The organism is Bacillus cereus group sp. BfR-BA-01311, from assembly GCF_022664295.1.
Lineage (GTDB): Bacteria > Bacillota > Bacilli > Bacillales > Bacillaceae_G > Bacillus_A > Bacillus_A cereus.
This window is the reverse complement of record NZ_JAKUHC010000001.1, coordinates 277566-296656: the sequence shown is the minus strand read 5'-3', so window position 1 is coordinate 296656 and position 19091 is coordinate 277566. Positions and strand designations below refer to the sequence as shown.

Below are 19091 nucleotides of genomic sequence, written 5' to 3'. Positions count from 1 at the left end.
AGGTTCCCCTAGCTTTTTACGTGTTTTAAATATCCTCTTTGCGCGATCATAAAGTAAATGGCAGAAGCTAAAATGTATGCTCCAATTACAAGCGCACCTGATTTCCATAAATCAATATAAAGCATTTTCCCTAACGTATGAAGAGCAACTCCACTATGAATGGAACCGATTAAAATTGGGATAAAGAAGATAACTCCCATTTGTCGAATCGCAATTTTGCGAATTTCTTTATCTGTCATACCGATTCTCTTTAACGATTTAAATTGAATACGATCTTGTTCTTTATCGTTAAACCATTTAAAGTATGTCATACTACAAGCGAAGAAGAAGAACAGTACCGCTACGAAGAAACCGATGAACATTGTAATTGCTCCACCTTCTCTTATATCCTTATACGCAAACACTGAATTTCTCAATTCTCCTTGCTTTTCTGGTGCAATTTCATTTTTCAAATCTAATACAAGATTTTCTGTATTTTTCCAATCCTCGATATAATAACCGTAATATTTCGTCTTTTCTTCATCTGGTACGAGTTTTGCATATTTCTCAAAATCTTGATCATTTACAATAAGATATTCACTATCATTAAAAACAGAATACTGCGTTGGATTATTTAATTGAACAGACTGCTTTTGCCCGTTAATTGTAAATTCATACGGTTTCGTACGATCTATCTTCATCAGTTCATTTGACATATCAACCATAACCATCGTTGCACTACCTGGTGCATTATGAACTTCTGTAGGTTGCTCTCTCTTTTGTTTGCGCACTTCTGCATTATATTCTTTTTCTGAAATAATCGTCATCGGTACTTCATGTTCACTATTAAACAACGTTATTTTCTGTGTTGCCGGTAGTTTAACGTAGGTTACTTTTCGCGCATCTTCAAACCCGTGTCTCTTCACAAGCTCCTGTACCTTTTCTTCATTAATAAGATTATGCGTATTTAACCCCTTTTCCTCATATGAAATAGCATGTGGTGTAAGTTCTACCGTTTTCGCACTCATATTTTCAAAATATACGTACAGTGTACCTACTGCTGAAGATACTACCGCCGTAATAATAGAAATTACAAATAGAAAACGAGCATTATCTTTCATTTTATAAATAAGATTGCTAAGAACAAACATATTTGGATACGTATAGAAAGATTGCTTTCTTTTTTGTAATGCTTTTAATACAACTGTACTACCTTGTGTAAATAATAAATACGTTCCGCCAATTGTCAGTCCTACCACCGGTAAAAAGAGGATGAGGAAATTCAGAAACGTTACTTGGAAGCTAAGTACATATGCAACAATAATACATCCTATACCAACTACACATAACCATGTAAATGCAAACGGCTCTACTTTTTGCTTTCTAGCTTCTCTTAATAAATCAATAATTTGCAAGCGTCCTACCGTCCAAACGCTAAACAATGATAGGATTAAAAATAGGATAAAGTATACGCCAGCTGTAATAAGAACTGCTTTACTATTCCAAACAAGTGGAAGTGTCTTATCTATTTTCAATAATACGCTTAACGCTTGGAAAAATAATTTTGAACAAAGCATTCCAACCCCAATACCAATTACAATTGCAATACTACCTAACATCAGTTGCTCTAATATAATCATTCGGCCGAGCTGCGATTTCGTTCCGCCTATTAATGTTAGTAGACCAAACTCTTTTTTTCTTGCTCGTAAAAACGTTGAATTTGCATATAAAATAAAGAGTGCCGAGAAGATGACCACAATATAATTCATCGATTCTAATCCTTTTGTGATCATCTTTCTCATACTAATATTACCGCTTACGACATCTGGATGATAAATAAAAGAAGCATACATGAAAAATACGACAATCGATAAACAACTACTTATAAGAAACGCTTTATAGTTACGCCAATTTCCTTTTACGTTATTAAGCGCGAGCTGGCGAAAGTTCATGATATTCTCCTCCTAGCATCGCAAGTACGTCCAGAATTTCTTGGAAAAAGGCTTGTTTCGTTCTTCCTTTATGTATTTCCGAGAAAATTTCCCCATCGCGTATGAAAAGGATACGTTCACAATAACTAGCCGCTACTGGATCGTGCGTAACCATTGCAATCGTTACTTTCTTTTGCTCGTGTAAATCTTGCAGAGCGCCCATTAGCGATTTCGCTGACTTCGAGTCTAAGTTTCCAGTTGGCTCATCTGCTAAAATTAACGTCGGTTCATGAATGATTGCTCTCGCTGCTGCTGCACGTTGTTGTTGTCCCCCAGATACTTCGTATACTTTTTTATTTAATATTTCTTCAATATTTAAGAACTTTGCAATCTCAAGCACTTTTGCATCTATTTCATTTACAGATTTCTTCGCCATTACAAGAGGTAAAATAATATTTTCTTTAATCGATAGCGTATCAAGTAAATTAAAATCTTGAAAGATGAACCCTAAATGTGTACGGCGAAACTCCGCTAATTTTGCAGCACGCATTTGATTAATTTCTTCACCATTTACAAGCACATGACCTGAAGTTTGCTTATCAATTGTTGCTAATAAATTTAAAAGCGTCGTTTTCCCGCTTCCTGAAGGACCCATAATCCCTACAAATTCGCCTTCTTCTATTTTAAAATTTATATCGTTTAAAGCAGTCGTCGCTACTGAACCTTTTGATTGGTACACCTTCGTTAATCCTTTTACTTCAAGAACACTCATTTCTAATCCCCCTACGTGTTTTCTTCTTACATTTACTATAAGAAAAATAAGAAAAAGAAACGAGTGATTTCCCTTACAAAACGTTTTGTTATCTTACAGTTTTGTCATTTTTCTCATCAATGTATGATATTCTTCATCTTTTGCAAATTGGAACGTGAATGTTGTCCCTTCTCCTTCAGCCGATTGAACATACATTCCATGATGTAAATTATCGCAAATTTCCTTCGTAATATATAAACCCATTCCAGTCGCTTCTCTCGTTTTACGGCCATTTACCCCCGTAAAGAATGGATCAAATATACGCTTTACATCTTGCTCTGGAATACCGATTCCATTGTCCTTAATATGTAATAACACCTTTTGGTCTTTCTCTTGAATTTGAAATTGAATTTCTTTTTTCTCTGCCGCTGAAATTTTTGTATACTTAATTGCGTTTACAACAATTTGACCTATAGCAATACTTAGCCATTTTCTATCAGAGGCAACCATACAAGTATCTTCTTCAAACATCACTTTCGGAAATACAGACGATTGAATGAAGGATTTCCGATTTTCATTAATAATACCTCGCACGACATCTATAACATTTACTACTTCTACCTTATAATCTTTCGCAAACTGCTCTAGTCTTGCCATATGTAACGCTAAATCTAAACCATTTAGTATACGGTTATTTTCTTCACGAATACTTTCAACTGTTGCTCTTGCCTCACGATGCTCTTTGCCAAACTTTTGCAGCAATAATTCAATAACAGATACTGGTGTTTTCATTTGGTGAATCCATTGGTTCATAAATATCATTTGCTGTTGCTCTTTCGCATGCTGTTTATGAACTTCATTCATATATTGCTGTCTTAATAACGTAAAAGATTCAACGACCATTTCTTGCTCTGATGTATAAGATTCATCAATAAGTAAAGAGTCATGTAATGTATTTCCACCAGTAACATACTTTTCGATCCTCTTTAAAAACACACTCCGTTTTCGGTAATCGTAAATGAGGTATACAGTAAACACAACTGTTCCTAATAAAAGTCCATATAACCATGTACTCCAATCAATGGATCGCTTTTCTAAAAGACTTTGCAACTGTAAAACGAGCCCAAATAAACAAAGGCTAACAATATAAGAAAGAATTAAAGAAAAGCGGTCCATGAGGTAAATTTTAACCTTCATGCCCTTCGCCCCACTCCGTAAGAAGCGCATAACCATATCCACGTTTCGTTACAATTGCATTTTTAATGCCTAACTCCTCTAGTTTCTTCCTTACACGTTTTACATTTACGGTTAATGTATTATCATCCACAAATGCTACTTCATCCCATAGAGCTTCTAACAGTTCTTCGCGCGTTACATATTGATTCACCTGTTTCATTAAACACTCTAATAAGTAAAACTCATTTTTTGTCAGTTCAGTTTGTTGTCCTTGCCACTCAACAATATGCTGAGACGGGAATAACAACAGTCCATTTACACCTAAACAATCACTCTCAGCAGCAGAAGCATACTCTCCGTAACCACGGCGAAGCGCACTCTTCACCTTTGCCATTACGATATCTAAATGGAATGGCTTCGTAATATAATCATCGCCGCCATTTTCAATCGCCATTACTTGGTCCATTTCTCCTGTTCTTGCAGAAACAAAAATAATTGGCGCATTCGATACAGTACGAATTTGACGACACCAATAAAAACCGTCAAAGTACGGTAAATTAATATCAAGTAACACGAGATGAGGATTCACTTTTACAAACTCATCTTTTATTTGACGTAAATCACTTGCTCTAAATGATTGATAGCCATATCTTTCTAAATGCTCTTCTAATATTCCCGCGATTTTCTCATCATCTTCTACAATTAATATTTTATACATGTTCGTTTTCTCCCCATAAAAAATTCTTCTAAAAACCACTCCCTTTTTATTATAAATTGAAAATTTAATTAGTGGGGATTTTTTCCTATATAAATCCGATTTTTACGATATAAAAAAAGACTGCCGTATTTCGGCAGTCTTAATCGATAAATTCAAATTCATATTCAAGAATTTTTACAATATCTCCGTCTTTTGCACCACGTGCACGAAGCGCTTCATCAATACCCATTCCGCGCATTTGACGAGCGAAACGACGTACAGATTCATCACGTGAGAAGTCTGTCATCTTGAATGTTTTCTCGATATCGTAACCAGAGATAACAAACGTGCCATCACTTTCACGTGTAATTTCAAATTTAACACCTTCAGTATCAAATTTGTACATTACACTTGTATCAGACTCATCCGCAACTTCATGTATTGGGAATTCTGGTGTTGTTTCTATTAAGTTCGCTACTTCAAACAGTAAGTCACGAACACCTTGTCTTGTTACAGCTGAGATTGGGAAGATTTTTACTTCGTCTCCCACTTTCTCTTTAAATGCTTGTAAGTTTTCTTCTGCATCTGGCATATCCATTTTGTTTGCAACAACAACTTGCGGACGCTCAGTTAAGCGAAGATTGTATTCTTTCAATTCATTATTAATCGTTACGTAATCTTCATATGGATCACGGCCTTCTAAACCAGACATATCAATAACATGCACGATTACACGTGTACGCTCAATATGACGTAAGAATTGGTGTCCAAGTCCGACGCCAGCATGTGCGCCTTCAATTAGTCCTGGAAGGTCAGCCATAACGAAGCTGCGGTTATCACCAGTTTCAACAACACCAAGATTCGGAACGATTGTTGTGAAGTGATACTCTGCAATTTTCGGACGCGCTGATGATACAACAGATAATAATGTAGATTTACCTACACTTGGGAATCCAACAAGTCCAACGTCTGCTAGTACTTTAAGTTCTAGAATAACATCACGCTCTTGACCTGGTTCCCCGTTCTCAGCGATTTCTGGCGCTGGGTTCGTAGCTGTTGCGAAACGTGAGTTACCACGGCCACCACGGCCACCTTTTGCAATTACAGCAGTTTGTCCATGCGTTACTAAATCGGCAAGAATTTGACCAGTTTTTTCATCTTTTACTACTGTTCCTGGCGGAACCTTTACAAGTAAATCTTCAGATTTACGTCCGTGCTGACCTTTACTCATTCCGTGCTGACCGCGATCAGCTTTGAAATGACGTTGGTAGCGGAAGTCCATTAATGTACGTAAGCCTTCCTCAACTACGAAAACAACATCTGCACCTTTACCTCCGTCGCCACCTGCTGGGCCACCTTTTGGTACATACTTCTCACGACGATACGCAACCATACCATTACCACCGTCGCCGCCTTTTACATATATCTTGACCTGATCTACAAACATTATTTCACCACACTTTTTTCAATTGGTTGTAATATAACTGAGACTTCTTCGTCTCGCACTGTATAAGAAATGGAATACCATTTATTGTTTTGGGTCGCAAGCCAATTCTGTAGTTCTTCTACACTCGTTAGCTTACCACGAAAATCAAAAAAGAAACGAGCATTATCCGCGTCACATTCAATTGTGATACAAACATAATTTTCAACATATACGTCTAAACTATGCTGAAGCATCGAGAAAAATTGATTCGTCCATGTACATACAGTCTCATCTAAGTGAGATAAGTTATGTAATTTCCCTAATACTTCGTACTCCAATAAGCACGGCTGCTGTTTCCAATTATATGTTAAAATCCACTCTGAAAATAAAGGCATTGATAGCCCCATCAGATTGGATTCTTGTCTCGCTTCTTGGACAAAACGATCGATGAGACTATGAATTTCTTCCACTTTTCCAAGGGAAAGGTTTCCTTTCACCATCTGCATACGATTGAGCCAATCATGTCTTGAATGGCGCAATGCATCTATAATTGTCCATTTTTCATTCATTTAGATACCCCTTAATATAGAAAAACTCTAACCTGCACTCAGGTTAGAGTTTTCCGTGAGTTCTTATGCTTCTTGAGCAACAGGATATACGCTCACTTGTTTGCGGTCACGACCAAGACGCTCAAAGCGTACTACGCCGTCAACTTTCGCGTATAAAGTGTCATCGCCACCACGACCAACGTTAACACCTGGATAAATTTTTGTACCGCGTTGACGGTAAAGAATTGAACCACCTGTAACCGTTTGACCATCTGCGCGTTTAGCACCAAGACGTTTTGACTGAGAGTCACGACCGTTCTTTGTACTACCTACACCTTTCTTAGATGCGAAAAACTGAAGATCTAATCTTAACATACGTTACACCTCCTGCACTTTTTCTATTAAACGGATATACTTTCCGTAATCAAGTTCGATCGTCTTAAGCGAAACAACTAATCCTTCTAAAAGCGTTTGTGCTTTTTCTGCTGCATGAACGTCTAAATCATTAGGCAATTCATACGTTAAGAATCCGCCATCACTTCCGAGTTCAATAGTTGCTTGCACATTACAAAGTTCTTCCACTGCATTTATAGAACCAAACACAACCGCTGTAGTTCCAGCACAGACAAGGTCTTGTCCATGTGGCGCATAATCGGCATGTCCAGTCATTTTAAATGATTGGATACTTCCTAATTTCGTGCGACTTATCGTAATTTTAATCATGTTAACCAGAATTAAGCGTTGATAGCTTCAACAACTAGCTTAGTGTAAGGTTGACGATGACCTTGTTTCTTACGATTGTTCTTTTTCGCTTTGTATTTGAAAACGATGATTTTCTTAGCGCGACCTTGTTTTTCAACTTTCGCAGTAACTGTTGCACCTTCTACAACTGGGCTACCAACTTTAACGTTTTCGCCACCAACGAAAAGAACTTTGTCAAAAGTAACAGTTTCACCAGCTTCAACATCTAATTTTTCAATGTAGATTGCTTGACCAGCTTCAACTTTAATTTGTTTTCCACCTGTTTCGATAATTGCGTACATACTTGCACCTCCTCTTAATTACTAAGACTCGCCAAAAACGAGGTAGACATAAATGCCTTTAGGGAACCTGTCTTGTGCGGTTGTAGCATATAGCCGTTTAGGTGCTATAAACTATAACATAAAGATGTTATCATGAATCATAGACGGTTGTCAATAAATGTTCTGCTAACTATTTTTTCCGTTCTACAATTTCTTTTTTACTTCCAAAACGAACGATAGCATACTTTTCGATAATATCATCTTTGAAATAAATTTCAAATGGAATATTTTTTTGTAATCCTTTTTGCAAAAACTGTTTTTGCAGTTCTTTAGGCGCAGCGATTAATACTGCTTCATCTTCTATATTGCCATATGTGATTAGTTCTCTCTCTAACTCATACGCAATTGTTTCATGCGACATCACATAACCCGTCGCTTTGCAAGGTACACACTCTTTTAATAATACGTCCCGTAAAGAATGCTTTTTACGTTTACGTGTCATTTCCAAAATCCCTAGCTCCGTAAAGCCGAGCACCCTTGTATATGTTCGGTCACCTTGCATAGCAGCTATGAGACATTCTCTTACCTTTTCTTTATCTTCTCTTTTTTTCATATTAATAAAATCAATTAATATCATACCACCAATATCACGAAGTCTTAATTGGCGTGCAATTTCTTCAGCGGCTAGCTCATTTGTGCGAAGTACTGTATCTTGTAAATTTTGTTTTCCCGTAAACTTGCCCGTATTCACATCAATTACAGTCATCGTCTCCATTTGTTCTACAATTAAATAAGCACCATTTGGAAGCCAAACAATTTTTTGGAGTGCTTTCTCAATCTCACGCTCTATTCCAAAATAGTTAAACATCGAAGACTTTTCATTATAAAAAGATACTTTTTCTTTTCCAACTTTGTCTTCTAATTCCTTTACTATACTTCTTGTATCTACAACTACTTTTTCAATTGTTTCAATTGGATTCTCTTGAAATACACGATCTAAAAAGGTCGCCGGTCGATGAAGTAATAACGGCACCTTTCCTTGACCCTCTTTTCTTTTTAACTCTTCATACAACTGTTGTAACCCTTGCATTTCAGCTTGTATTTCTTCAATTGCTTCTTTTTCAGAAGCAGAACGGAAAATGTACCCCCCCGTTCCCTCTATTTCAATTTGGAGTAACTGTTGTCTTCTTTTATTATTTTTTATTTTTCGAGAAACAGCGCGCATCTCATCAAACGGCATATAAACGACATATTTCCCGGTAAATTCTATATTCGCTGTCAATTTAGGCCCTTTCGTATCAATTGCCTCTTTCACAACTTGTACGAGTATCGCTTGCCCTTCATGTATACGATAAGAAGATGGTACATCATCGTATGAAAGGTAAGCATGTTTTTCTAAACCGATGTTTACAAAAGCTGCATTCATTCCAGCAATTGTTCTTACGACACGTCCAACATAAATATGCCCAACAATCTCTTGCTCTTCATTACGTTTCCATAAAAACTCAACAATCTTTTTCTTCTCTTCAATTGCAACGCGCTTTTCCGAACCAGCATAATTCACATATAACGTTTTCAAAATTATTTCCTCACTTTATAATCTTCTTTGCTTTTACAATAATAAAAGGTTAGTGCTATCGTCAACACTAACCGATTAATTCTTCAACTGATGAAGTTGTTCGTTTTTCAGTAAAATATGCATAGAGCAATTCATTTTCATCCAATGTGTAATGCTCTTTATATTTTCCACGGACGATAATAGAATGCTTATATCCTCTACGAAATTTTGTGAAGATCGTATATAAACGATCTTCCGTTTGCACTTCAATAGGTGCAATCTTTTCGATTCCTCTTTTGTTTCCATAATAACGTTCTAATAAAAAACGCATAAATGCATACCGTCTTTGTTTCCACTCTTGATATAATGACACTGCTAAAAATATGAGTAGTACCCACATCATAATATTGTTACTATTCCAAAGTAACTGCCATCCTAATATTACACTAAAAAAAACACATGACAATTGCATCATCTTTTCATGTGCTTGTAAATAAGGGAAACGATATGATAATACATTAAACAATACTTTCCCGCCATCTAACGGCCAAATAGGAAGTAAATTGAATGCTAAAATAATTATATTATTCCACATGAAGAAATAATATAAATCTGCATTCAGCCAACCAGCTTTGAACAACATATAACCTACCAGCATCATCCAAACATGTTGAATCGGTCCTGCAATTACGACAACAAGTTCCTCTTTCAATGACTTATTACCATGTTCCTCAAGCTCGGCAACGCCACCAAACGGCAAAAGCTGAATTCTTTTTATACGCCAATTATAGTGTGCTGCTGCAAAAGCATGCCCAAGTTCATGAATAAGAACAATACAAAATAACAGTAGTAACTCTTTAAAACGCGCAGTAAAAATACCAATGACAATAATAACCCAAAATAATGGATGCACGGAAATTTTCGTTAAAACGTCCCTATATTTAATCAAATGATATCACCTGGATCGGATCAATAAATTTCTCATTCTTTTTTATCGCGAAATAAAACTTTCCATTTTTATCATTTGTATCATTACTCACCGTTCCAATTTTTTGTTTCTTTGAAACGTAATCATATAATTTCACTGACATATCGTTTAAGTTTGCATACCATGACTCCGTACCATCTGCATGTTGAATTTGAACTGTATTTCCAAGTTCCTCTTTCTTGCCTGCAAAAACAACTAACCCTTCATTTACTGACTCCACTTTTGCATTTGTAGCTGTTTGGACAAATACACCTTGGCCATTTTTTTGAAACCCTTGCATTACCTTTCCAGAAGCAGGAATTGCATAATCTTTTTGCTGAATACTTCCTTCTTTTTTCTCGTTCGGCGAATAGAATACAAGCGGTTTTCCAAATTGCTTTTCGTACCATTTCGCTACAGTAGCAAACTGAAATTCCTCTTTCATCACTTTTTCTGTAACAGCTTTAGCTCCATTGAATGAAGAAGGAGCATTCTTATATAAAATAGCAACCGAAAGAACTAATATTGCTGATAATAAAACTTTGAAGAAAAAGACTTCCTTTCGAAATAAAGGATGCATTTCCTTTTCTCCATCTTCAATAAATACTGCTTCACTATCAAAATTCCCTCCGTTAAAATACTGCTCTTCCTCCATCCTTTCTTGCTCGGCCTTCCTTTTTGCAATCCGCTTTTTAATTTCTTCTACGCGTCTATTCTTCATACTGTCTCCTTTCTTTCGTTAAGCTAATTTCATTAGAAACAGTTGTATACAGTTTGTACATATGTATGAGCTAAGAAAGAAAGATATTCGTGTGAAGAAAAAAGAAAGCACCTCGCATATGTGCGAAGTGCTCTTAACGGATTCCAAAGAAGTTTTTCACCTTTGCAAATACCGATACCTTTTCTTGTTCAAATGCTTGTAATGGTACATTCTCACCTAACAAGCGTCTTGCAATATTACGATAAGCCAACGCTGCTTTTCCGCTTGGTTGCAACGCCACAGGTTCACCTGTATTTGTAGCTCGAATAACTTCATCGTCATCTTCGACAACACCAAGAAGCTCGATTGACAATGTACGTACAATTTCATCAACATCTAACATATCCTGTTCATGAAGCATATGACTACGTACACGGTTAATAACAAGTTTGGGTGGTTCAATATCCTCTTTTTCTAAAAGCCCAATAATACGATCCGCATCGCGCATTGAGGATACTTCTGGAGTCGTAACAACGATTGCTTTATCCGCACCAGCTACCGCATTTTTAAATCCCTGCTCAATCCCCGCAGGACAATCGATTAATATGTAATCATAATCTTGACGTAATACTTGTATTAATTCATCCATTTGTTCAGGTGTTACCGCTGATTTATCACTCGTTTGTGCTGCAGGTAATAAATAAAGATCATCAAAACGTTTGTCTTTAATAAGAGCCTGAGGTAAACGGCAACGCCCTTCAACGACATCAACAAGATCAAATACAATACGATTTTCCAGCCCCATTACTACGTCTAAATTTCGAAGACCGATATCTGTGTCAATTAAGCACACTTTCTTTCCAGATAACGCTAGGGCCGTACCAATGTTCGCAGATGTAGTAGTTTTACCTACTCCGCCTTTTCCAGATGTAATTACTATTGCCTCTCCCACAGCTATACAATTCCCCTTTCTAACTTTGTTAAATTAGGTCTAAGATGAGTGAGAAGTTGCAGGCGATCGACAACAATGTGATTGTTCTCATTAATATACGCACATTCTGCCGCCTCCGCTCCGTCTTCTTTCTCTTCCGGAGCCCGCATTGCCACATCACTAATTCGAAGTTGCATCGGGTTCATAACAGATGCAGCGATTACAGCATCCGAATCCCCATAATACCCAGCATGTGCAATTCCTCTTAATGATCCTACGACAAAAATATTCCCCCCAGCGATAACCGTTCCGCCTGGATTAACATCTCCAATTAACAACAAATTTCCTTTTACATGTAAAACTTGTCCAGAGCGAACAATTTTGGAAATAGGGACAATTTCTGTTTCTTCTTTCCAAGCTATTGCTTCTGCTTTAGTGATAACATCACTTTCAATTGAATCCACAACAAGATTCTTTTTATTACGAATTAACGTACGAATCTCTTCTTGTTGGACTTCTGTTAAATAACGATTTCCTACTTTCACATGCACTTCAATTAAAGAGCGCCCATCACCATCGTAGTAATGTGTAGAAAGTTTTTCGTCTAATTCCATCAATAATTCTGAGAATGAACAACAATCATCTAAATGAAGCGTTATCCCATCTTTTGTCCCTTTTATCGTTACATTTTGTTGCTTTTTTTCTTCCACTAAAGTTCACCCCACCGATTCAATTCGACATAAAATTAGAAAATCCTTTTTTCTTTTTCTTCCATCGCTTTTGAAAGACGCACTATATATCGTCTCAGTGGGAAACAAACTATCAATAAGAAAATAGCATTTAACAATAAAGTAGAAAGGAGACGATCTGTGAAAAAGACATACGCTGGCATATGAGTACGTCCTAATAAAGTTAAGAATCCATACACATAATACTCTAGTGCTACAACGCTAGCTAATATGATAGAAACAACAATAAATAAATTCAATTGTAGTACTTTCATCACACTATATACTAAATAAGCTAAAATCGGATAAGCAAAAATATATATCCCGACAAGTTCTGTGTATACGGTATCAAATAAGAAGCCAAATAATAGTCCGTAATAAATCCCTTGGACCGGACTATAATACACTGTAATAAAACATAAGACGATTATAAAGAAATGCGGTGCTGCTATGCTGTCTTTCCAAAATACATCCGTTGGAACAACAGTAGCAAACATATTTTCAAATAGAAACACAAAAAGGAGCAAAAGAGGAAGAGCTGCTCTTTTTAATATCTTCATCATCTCTTCTTCTCCTCCTATTCTAATGGCGCTGAAGGTGTTGCACGTTTAGCAACCGTAATATGCTCTACGTCATTTAAATCAGCGGCAGGTTTTACATAAGCTGTTTTTGTTAAGCCATATGCATCCGGCTGAACTTCAACGATTTTTCCAATTACAAGACCTTTCGGGAAAATATCACCCAGTCCAGATGTTACAACTAGTTGATCTTTCTCTACCGGTGCATCAGAGCCAATCTTTGTGAAAAGAAGTAATTGCTTTTCTTTGTCATAACCTTCAATCAATCCAAAGATTTTCTCTTGCCCTTGTACAATAGCAGAAACGCGATTTGTTCGGCTCATAGAACTTAGTAATTCTACTGATGATGTAAACTGAGATACACTTTTCACTCTTCCAACTAACCCTTGTGAAGTTACTACAGCCATATCTTTTTTAATTCCTTGCTGTGCCCCTTTATCAATTCCAATTAAATCGTACCATTTATCTGGATTACGAGAAACAACAGTAGCTGGAATTTCAGTATACCCGCTATTTAACTCTTTTTTACCAGTTAGCTCTTGTAACTTCTTGTTATCATCTTCTAATTGTTTTACTTTCCCTGATAGACCTGCATAATTATCTAATTTTGCTTTTAATTCTTTATTCTCTTCATACGTGCGCTTTACATCCTCTACATTTTCGAAGAATCCAGCTACGTATTTCGCTGGCTTTTGGAATACACGTTCTACAACACCGACAGTATCTTTAACAAACTGCTCTGGCCATGTTAAACTGTTCCGTTCTTTCAATGAGATTCCAATCAATGCCACGAGAAGAATAATACTAACCAACAAAACAATTAATCTTTTGTTTAAGAAAAACTGTGGCACGTTCACACCCTCTTAATTTCACTGATTTTTATTTTGCAATATTATCGAGCAGCAGTTTTGAAAAGATCGATATTGTCTAATGCTTTACCTGTTCCAATTGCTACGCAATCTAATGGATCTTCTGCAACAAGAACTGGCATTTTCGTTTCTTCACTAATTACTTTATCTAAATTACGTAGTAATGCCCCGCCACCTGTTAATACGATACCGCGGTCCATAATATCAGCCGCTAATTCAGGTGGAGTTTTTTCTAACGTATTTTTAACTGATTCTACAATCGCATCTACTGTATCTTTTAATGCATCTGCAATTTCTTCTGGCTGAATTAGTACTGTTTTTGGTAAACCACTTACTAAATCACGACCGCGAATTTCCATAGGCTCGATACCTTCTGGCTCGCCTGCAGAACCAATTTCTAATTTTAATGCTTCAGCTGTTCTTTCACCGATCATTAAGTTATAGCTTTTCTTAATGTACTGAATGATTGAATCGTCCATATCATCACCAGCAACACGGACTGACTGGCTTGTTACAATACCACCTAGAGAAATAATTGCAACTTCTGTTGTACCGCCACCGATATCAACAACCATACTACCAGTTGGTTCCCAAACAGGTAAGTTTGCACCAATTGCTGCTGCAAATGGCTCTTCGATAGGATAAGCATCACGAGCACCCGCTTGACGAGTCGCATCGATTACTGCACGTCTTTCTACAGCTGTAATACCAGATGGTACACATACCATTACATACGGCTTACGTGAGAAGAAACCGTTTGATTTTTGAGCTTGTTGAATGTAATATTTCATCATTGTTGCAGTTGTTTCATAATCAGCAATTACACCGTCTTTCATCGGGCGAAGTGCCACAACGTTCCCTGGTGTACGACCAATCATTTGTTTTGCATCGCTACCTACAGCAACGATTTGTTTCGTATCAGTTTGTAACGCAACTACTGAAGGTTCACGTAAAACTACACCTTTTCCTTTTACATATACAAGCGTGTTCGCAGTTCCTAAGTCTATTCCAAGATCGCGAGTAAATCCACCAAATCCAAACATATTATTTATCTTCCTTTCTTGTTTTCACGGACTCATTTTTTCTTACTTTATATTATAAAAACAGTACGTTTTTTATATCTTTATCCTTTTTGTAGATAAATTTCTACAAAAAACTCATAAATCACATTATAAAACAAAATAAGTAAAAAGCATAGTCTTAAATATGACCTTTTTCCTTTAAACTCACGAATTTATGGTCACCTATTATAATATGATCAAGCACTTCAATTCCGATAATCTGGCCGCATTCTACTAAGCGTTTTGTTACTGCAATATCTTCACGGCTCGGCGTGGGATCTCCTGAGGGATGGTTATGAAGACATATGATAGAGGCTGCTGCACGACGGAAGGCTTCTTTAAAAACTTCCCTCGGGTGTACAATTGACGTGTTTAAACTTCCAATAAAGATCGTTTGCCTATGTATAACTTGATTTTTTGTATTTAAATATAAACAAACAAAATGCTCTTGTTGTAAAAAACGCATTTCTTCCATCATGTATTTCGCACAATCTTCTGGACTTCGAATACTATATCTATTTTGATATTCTAAACGTACCATTCTTCTGCCTAGTTCAAAGGCTGCCATAAGTTGCGATGCCTTTGAAATCCCAATACCATGTATACTAATTAGCTCTTCTAATGTTGCATCTTTCAACATACGTAAGCCATCAAATTGATGTAAAATTTTATCTGACAACTTTAAAACTGTTTCTTCTTTAGAACCTGTTCTGAGTAACACTGCGAGAAGCTCTCGATTTGATAAACTTCCAGCACCTTCTAACAATAAACGCTCCCGTGGCTGTTCTTCTCTTACAACATCACGAATACCGTTCATCTCTCCACCCCTTTATTTGTTCTCTCAAAGAAAACCCCATGCAATTTTACGCATGGGTTACATCAATATCAAATTGTTTTAATTCCCGAACGAGACGTGCAATTGGTAAGCCAACTACACTATAGTAGTCCCCTTGAATATTTTGAACGAAAATAGATCCTTTACCTTGAATCCCATAACTACCGGCTTTATCAAGAGGTTCTTTCGACGCGACGTATGTATCAATTTCCTCTTCTGTTAACTCCCAAAATGTAACTTCTGTACGCTCATAAAAAGTAACCGTTTTTTCTTTTGCTATAATTGCAACACCTGTATACACTTCATGTGTTTTCCCTGATAGTAATTGCAACATCTCTTTCGCCTCATCCTCATTAGAAGGCTTACCAAGAATACGCGACTCATATGTAACAATTGTATCTGCACCTAACACAATGTGATCACTATTATTTTCTGCCACCGCTGATGCTTTTTGCAAGGCAAGCGACATTACAATATCAGAAGGCGATGAATATGCACCAATTGTTTCCTCTACTTCACTTACAACGATTTCAAATGGCACACTAGCTAACTCAAGCAATTCCTTCCTCCGAGGTGACCCTGAAGCTAAAATTATTTTTCTCATATTTTCTCCTTCCTTTCTCACATGAAGCAGAACAATTTATATTAATCGTATCAAAGGAATAGTTTGTCCACAAATGAAAGAAATATTAATTTCTCTAACTAAAATAACACTTCTTTATTGCATACGATTATATTCCTGTCATAGAGAAAGCACTTTGCTCTAAATTCAAAAGAAAAGAAAGAAGTACATGTACTTCTTTCTTACTCATTTTATTATCCTATCATTTTATTATCCTATCATTTCACTTTCTACGAAACAATTTTTTCATACGAGAGTAAACCATCAATAATAACTTGATTTAATTTCGCCAAAGATTCCTTATCCATCTTCCCATCTTTTACTGTTTGTACAGCTACCGACGTATACATATACAGTTTCTTCGCTTCTTCTTGTTTCATACTTTTCCCTTCTTTTTCAACCTTTTTCCATTCTTTTTCAATTGCTTCTATATCTTTTGCGCTGCTTTTTCCACCAACTTGTACGCTAGAAGCATATTTTGCTAAATGAGTGTATAATGGCTGCACTTTTGTTAAAAATGTTCCTACTTCTTTATCATCTTTCAGCAATGCTTTATCTGTTATATCCCAGTTCTTTTTTAAAACGGAGACACCATCATTTTTATACTTAGTCATTAATTGATTTATAGACTGTTCATCGCTAGCAATACCAACAACTATTGCATACTTATCACCGCTCGGTCTCAAAGCACCAATGCCCCCATTGCCTTTCCATTCTTCAAGAGCTGCCTGTCCCTTTTCTTCAGAAGAATAAAGCCCCCCTTGAACAAAAAATAATTTCATTGGATCCAATGACGTTCCTGCTTGTGCTTTTTGTTTTTCTTCTTTCGATGCTGGTGTTTGTTCTGCCGTTCCACCCACCTTTGATTCTCCATTTCCAGTCGGCCTTGAAGCTGTCACTTCACTTCCTCCTGTCGTTCCTTGTCCAGTAAGTAAATGAAGCATCCCCATTCCAAACGCCGTACCGATAATGATTGCAGTTGCAACGATTACAATTAATGTATTACTCCACTTCTTTCGGTATTTTTCCACAGACATTGATTTCGCTTTTTGAAACGGAACAACATTTTTCGGTCGTTCACTTTCTACTACCATCCATTCAAATTCATCTTTCTTTTTTTCCTCATACTTCGCTTCTGTTCCATTCACTTTCACTGAGATCGTTCGTGATTGCTTGTCCATACACTCACACCTCACCTCTTATCGTTGTCCGCATCATATCATATTCATTTCATAAAAAAACGAGATATTTGTCAGAGGAATTCGCCAAATAACCCTATATATTTATCTTATATGTATGCATTTGACTTCATTTGTAGAACAAAAAAACTAGATAGCAAAGACTATCTAGTTTTTCTCGCAAATATATTTTCGTACTTCAGAAATGAAATAAAGAGAACCTGTTATGATAAAAACATCATTTTCTGCTATCATTTCAACTTTTGTATCAATTGCCTCTTTCCAATTTTCAAAAACTAATTTTGATTCTTTCTGTGAATATGATGCAAGCTTATCAGCAGAAATAGCACGATCAAAGGCGAATGTTGTAAAAATAATTTCATCTGCAATGGTTTCTAATTGGCCTACCATGTTATGTAATTGTTTATCACCAAGGGCAGTAAATAACACTATTACATTTTTATCTTTGTAATGCGCTTCTACTGTTTTCACAAGGCTTTCGATACCTTCTGGATTATGAGCACCATCTATAATAATATCTGGATTACTTTGCAGTTTTTCAAAGCGCCCCACCCAATACGCTTCCTGTAATCCAGTTCTTATTTCTTCTTCCTCAATTAAAAATGATAAGTATGTTTTTACATACATGACTGCCATAAGCGCAAGTGCTGCGTTTCCTACTTGGTGGCTGCCTTTCATTGTGATTCGCACATCTTCAAAAGAGGCGAAAGGACAAGTGAAATCGAACTGTTCTCCATCTTCACTAGACTGTTTATGTAATGCTGTAAAATGGTTGCCCATCTCGTATAAGTTTGCATGATTTTCCTTTGCAACATTTTGAATGACTTGCAAAGCTTCTTCATCTTGTACACCAGTAATTACCGGCACGCCAGACTTAATAATCCCCGCCTTTTCATATGCAATTTCTCCTAGTGTATTTCCTAAAATATGCATATGATCGTGACCGATATTCGTAATAATCGTGAGAACAGGGTGTATAACATTGGTAGAATCAAAACGTCCACCAAGCCCTGTTTCAAATAAAACAACATCACAGAAATTGAATTTGCCGAAATAGCAAATCGCCATAACAGTAATAATTTCAAACTCTGTCGCTTCCCCTAAATCCGTTTCATCTAGTTTTTCCACGACTGGTTTTACCAGCTTTATAAGTTCAGTAATCTCTTCGTCTGCAATTGGTGTTCCATTCACACTAATGCGTTCATTAAATGATTCGATGTAAGGAGAGGTAAACGTTCCTACCTTATATTTCGCGCCTTCTAACATGTAACGCATATATGTTAACGTTGAACCTTTTCCATTTGTACCAGCAAGATGAACACATTTTATATGACGCTCTGGATTTCCGAGCTCTTCTAGCATCCAATTCATTCTTTCTAATCCTGGTTTAATACCAAATTTCAATCGGCTATGAATCCACCCTATCGCTTCTTCGTATGTATGTATCACGTATATTTTTCCCCTTTCAAAAGACAACTTTCATAGTTCTATTATACGCAAAGAAAAGAGACTC

The 19091-nt window shown here is 36.5% G+C and carries 21 protein-coding genes and 1 other annotated feature; all 21 genes read right to left on the bottom strand.

The window, feature by feature from the left end; all coding sequences use genetic code 11:
- Window positions 1–8: 8 nt before the first annotated feature.
- Window positions 9–1931, bottom strand: coding sequence for an ABC transporter permease (locus MR136_RS01575; RefSeq protein ID WP_001011413.1), 1923 nt, complete (start codon window positions 1929–1931; stop codon window positions 9–11).
- Window positions 1906–2682 (bottom strand): ABC transporter ATP-binding protein, encoded by a 777-nt coding sequence (locus tag MR136_RS01570; RefSeq protein WP_000114529.1) that lies wholly within the window; start codon window positions 2680–2682, stop codon window positions 1906–1908. Before MR136_RS01570 ends, MR136_RS01575 begins: the two co-directional genes overlap by 26 nt.
- 93 nt (window positions 2683–2775) lie before the next feature.
- A complete protein-coding gene (locus MR136_RS01565; protein WP_242259243.1) occupies window positions 2776–3858 on the bottom strand; it encodes a HAMP domain-containing histidine kinase in 1083 nt (360 codons plus the stop codon).
- A complete protein-coding gene (locus MR136_RS01560) occupies window positions 3848–4555 on the bottom strand; it encodes a response regulator transcription factor (RefSeq protein ID WP_000276723.1) in 708 nt (235 codons plus the stop codon). The genes MR136_RS01565 and MR136_RS01560 overlap by 11 nt, the downstream gene beginning before the upstream one ends.
- Before the next feature lie 139 nt (window positions 4556–4694).
- A complete protein-coding gene (gene obgE, locus MR136_RS01555; protein WP_000497128.1) occupies window positions 4695–5981 on the bottom strand; it encodes a GTPase ObgE in 1287 nt (428 codons plus the stop codon).
- A complete protein-coding gene (locus MR136_RS01550; RefSeq protein ID WP_001003584.1) occupies window positions 5981–6529 on the bottom strand; it encodes a sporulation initiation phosphotransferase B in 549 nt (182 codons plus the stop codon). Before MR136_RS01550 ends, obgE begins: the two co-directional genes overlap by 1 nt.
- A 63-nt stretch (window positions 6530–6592) precedes the next feature.
- Window positions 6593–6883, bottom strand: coding sequence for a 50S ribosomal protein L27 (gene rpmA, locus MR136_RS01545; RefSeq protein ID WP_000944958.1), 291 nt, complete (start codon window positions 6881–6883; stop codon window positions 6593–6595).
- 3 nt (window positions 6884–6886) lie between these two features.
- Window positions 6887–7231, bottom strand: coding sequence for a ribosomal-processing cysteine protease Prp (locus MR136_RS01540; protein ID WP_001973720.1), 345 nt, complete (start codon window positions 7229–7231; stop codon window positions 6887–6889).
- 11 nt (window positions 7232–7242) lie between these two features.
- Complete coding sequence (rplU, locus tag MR136_RS01535; protein WP_000270907.1) at window positions 7243–7551, bottom strand: 50S ribosomal protein L21; 309 nt, start codon at window positions 7549–7551, stop codon at window positions 7243–7245.
- A gap of 14 nt (window positions 7552–7565) precedes the next feature.
- Window positions 7566–7643: a sequence feature (ribosomal protein L21 leader region), on the bottom strand.
- Window positions 7644–7720: 77 nt separating this feature from the next.
- Window positions 7721–9109: an Rne/Rng family ribonuclease gene (locus tag MR136_RS01530; protein ID WP_061457727.1), complete on the bottom strand. Its 1389-nt coding sequence runs from the start codon at window positions 9107–9109 to the stop codon at window positions 7721–7723.
- A gap of 67 nt (window positions 9110–9176) precedes the next feature.
- Window positions 9177–10037, bottom strand: a complete 861-nt coding sequence (spoIVFB, locus tag MR136_RS01525) for a stage IV sporulation intramembrane metalloprotease SpoIVFB (protein WP_000599058.1) — start codon at window positions 10035–10037, stop codon at window positions 9177–9179.
- Window positions 10030–10776 carry a stage IV sporulation protein SpoIVFA gene (gene spoIVFA / locus MR136_RS01520; RefSeq protein ID WP_000797471.1) on the bottom strand — a complete coding sequence of 249 codons (747 nt, stop codon included), beginning with the start codon at window positions 10774–10776 and terminating at the stop codon, window positions 10030–10032. Before spoIVFA ends, spoIVFB begins: the two co-directional genes overlap by 8 nt.
- A gap of 133 nt (window positions 10777–10909) precedes the next feature.
- Window positions 10910–11707 (bottom strand): septum site-determining protein MinD, encoded by a 798-nt coding sequence (minD, locus tag MR136_RS01515; RefSeq protein WP_000503309.1) that lies wholly within the window; start codon window positions 11705–11707, stop codon window positions 10910–10912.
- A 2-nt stretch (window positions 11708–11709) separates the two neighbouring features.
- On the bottom strand, window positions 11710–12396 hold the full coding sequence (gene minC / locus MR136_RS01510) for a septum site-determining protein MinC (protein ID WP_000391521.1): 687 nt from the start codon (window positions 12394–12396) through the stop codon (window positions 11710–11712).
- A 35-nt stretch (window positions 12397–12431) separates the two neighbouring features.
- Window positions 12432–12977: a rod shape-determining protein MreD gene (gene mreD / locus MR136_RS01505; RefSeq protein ID WP_000975766.1), complete on the bottom strand. Its 546-nt coding sequence runs from the start codon at window positions 12975–12977 to the stop codon at window positions 12432–12434.
- A gap of 14 nt (window positions 12978–12991) precedes the next feature.
- A complete protein-coding gene (gene mreC / locus MR136_RS01500) occupies window positions 12992–13843 on the bottom strand; it encodes a rod shape-determining protein MreC (RefSeq protein ID WP_001135488.1) in 852 nt (283 codons plus the stop codon).
- Window positions 13844–13884: 41 nt separating this feature from the next.
- Window positions 13885–14904, bottom strand: coding sequence for a cell shape-determining protein MreB (gene mreB / locus MR136_RS01495; protein ID WP_000466736.1), 1020 nt, complete (start codon window positions 14902–14904; stop codon window positions 13885–13887).
- A gap of 157 nt (window positions 14905–15061) precedes the next feature.
- Entirely contained in the window at window positions 15062–15739 is a 678-nt protein-coding gene (gene radC, locus MR136_RS01490) for a RadC family protein (RefSeq protein WP_001013390.1), read from the bottom strand.
- A gap of 46 nt (window positions 15740–15785) precedes the next feature.
- The gene (locus MR136_RS01485) at window positions 15786–16361 is read right to left on the bottom strand and encodes a Maf family protein (RefSeq protein ID WP_001226291.1); all 576 of its coding nucleotides are present in this window, start codon (window positions 16359–16361) and stop codon (window positions 15786–15788) included.
- Between the two features lie 248 nt (window positions 16362–16609).
- The gene (locus MR136_RS01480; RefSeq protein WP_061457728.1) at window positions 16610–17560 is read right to left on the bottom strand and encodes a hypothetical protein; all 951 of its coding nucleotides are present in this window, start codon (window positions 17558–17560) and stop codon (window positions 16610–16612) included.
- 165 nt (window positions 17561–17725) lie between these two features.
- Window positions 17726–19027: a bifunctional folylpolyglutamate synthase/dihydrofolate synthase gene (locus MR136_RS01475; protein ID WP_061457729.1), complete on the bottom strand. Its 1302-nt coding sequence runs from the start codon at window positions 19025–19027 to the stop codon at window positions 17726–17728.
- Between the last annotated feature and the right edge of the window lie 64 nt (window positions 19028–19091).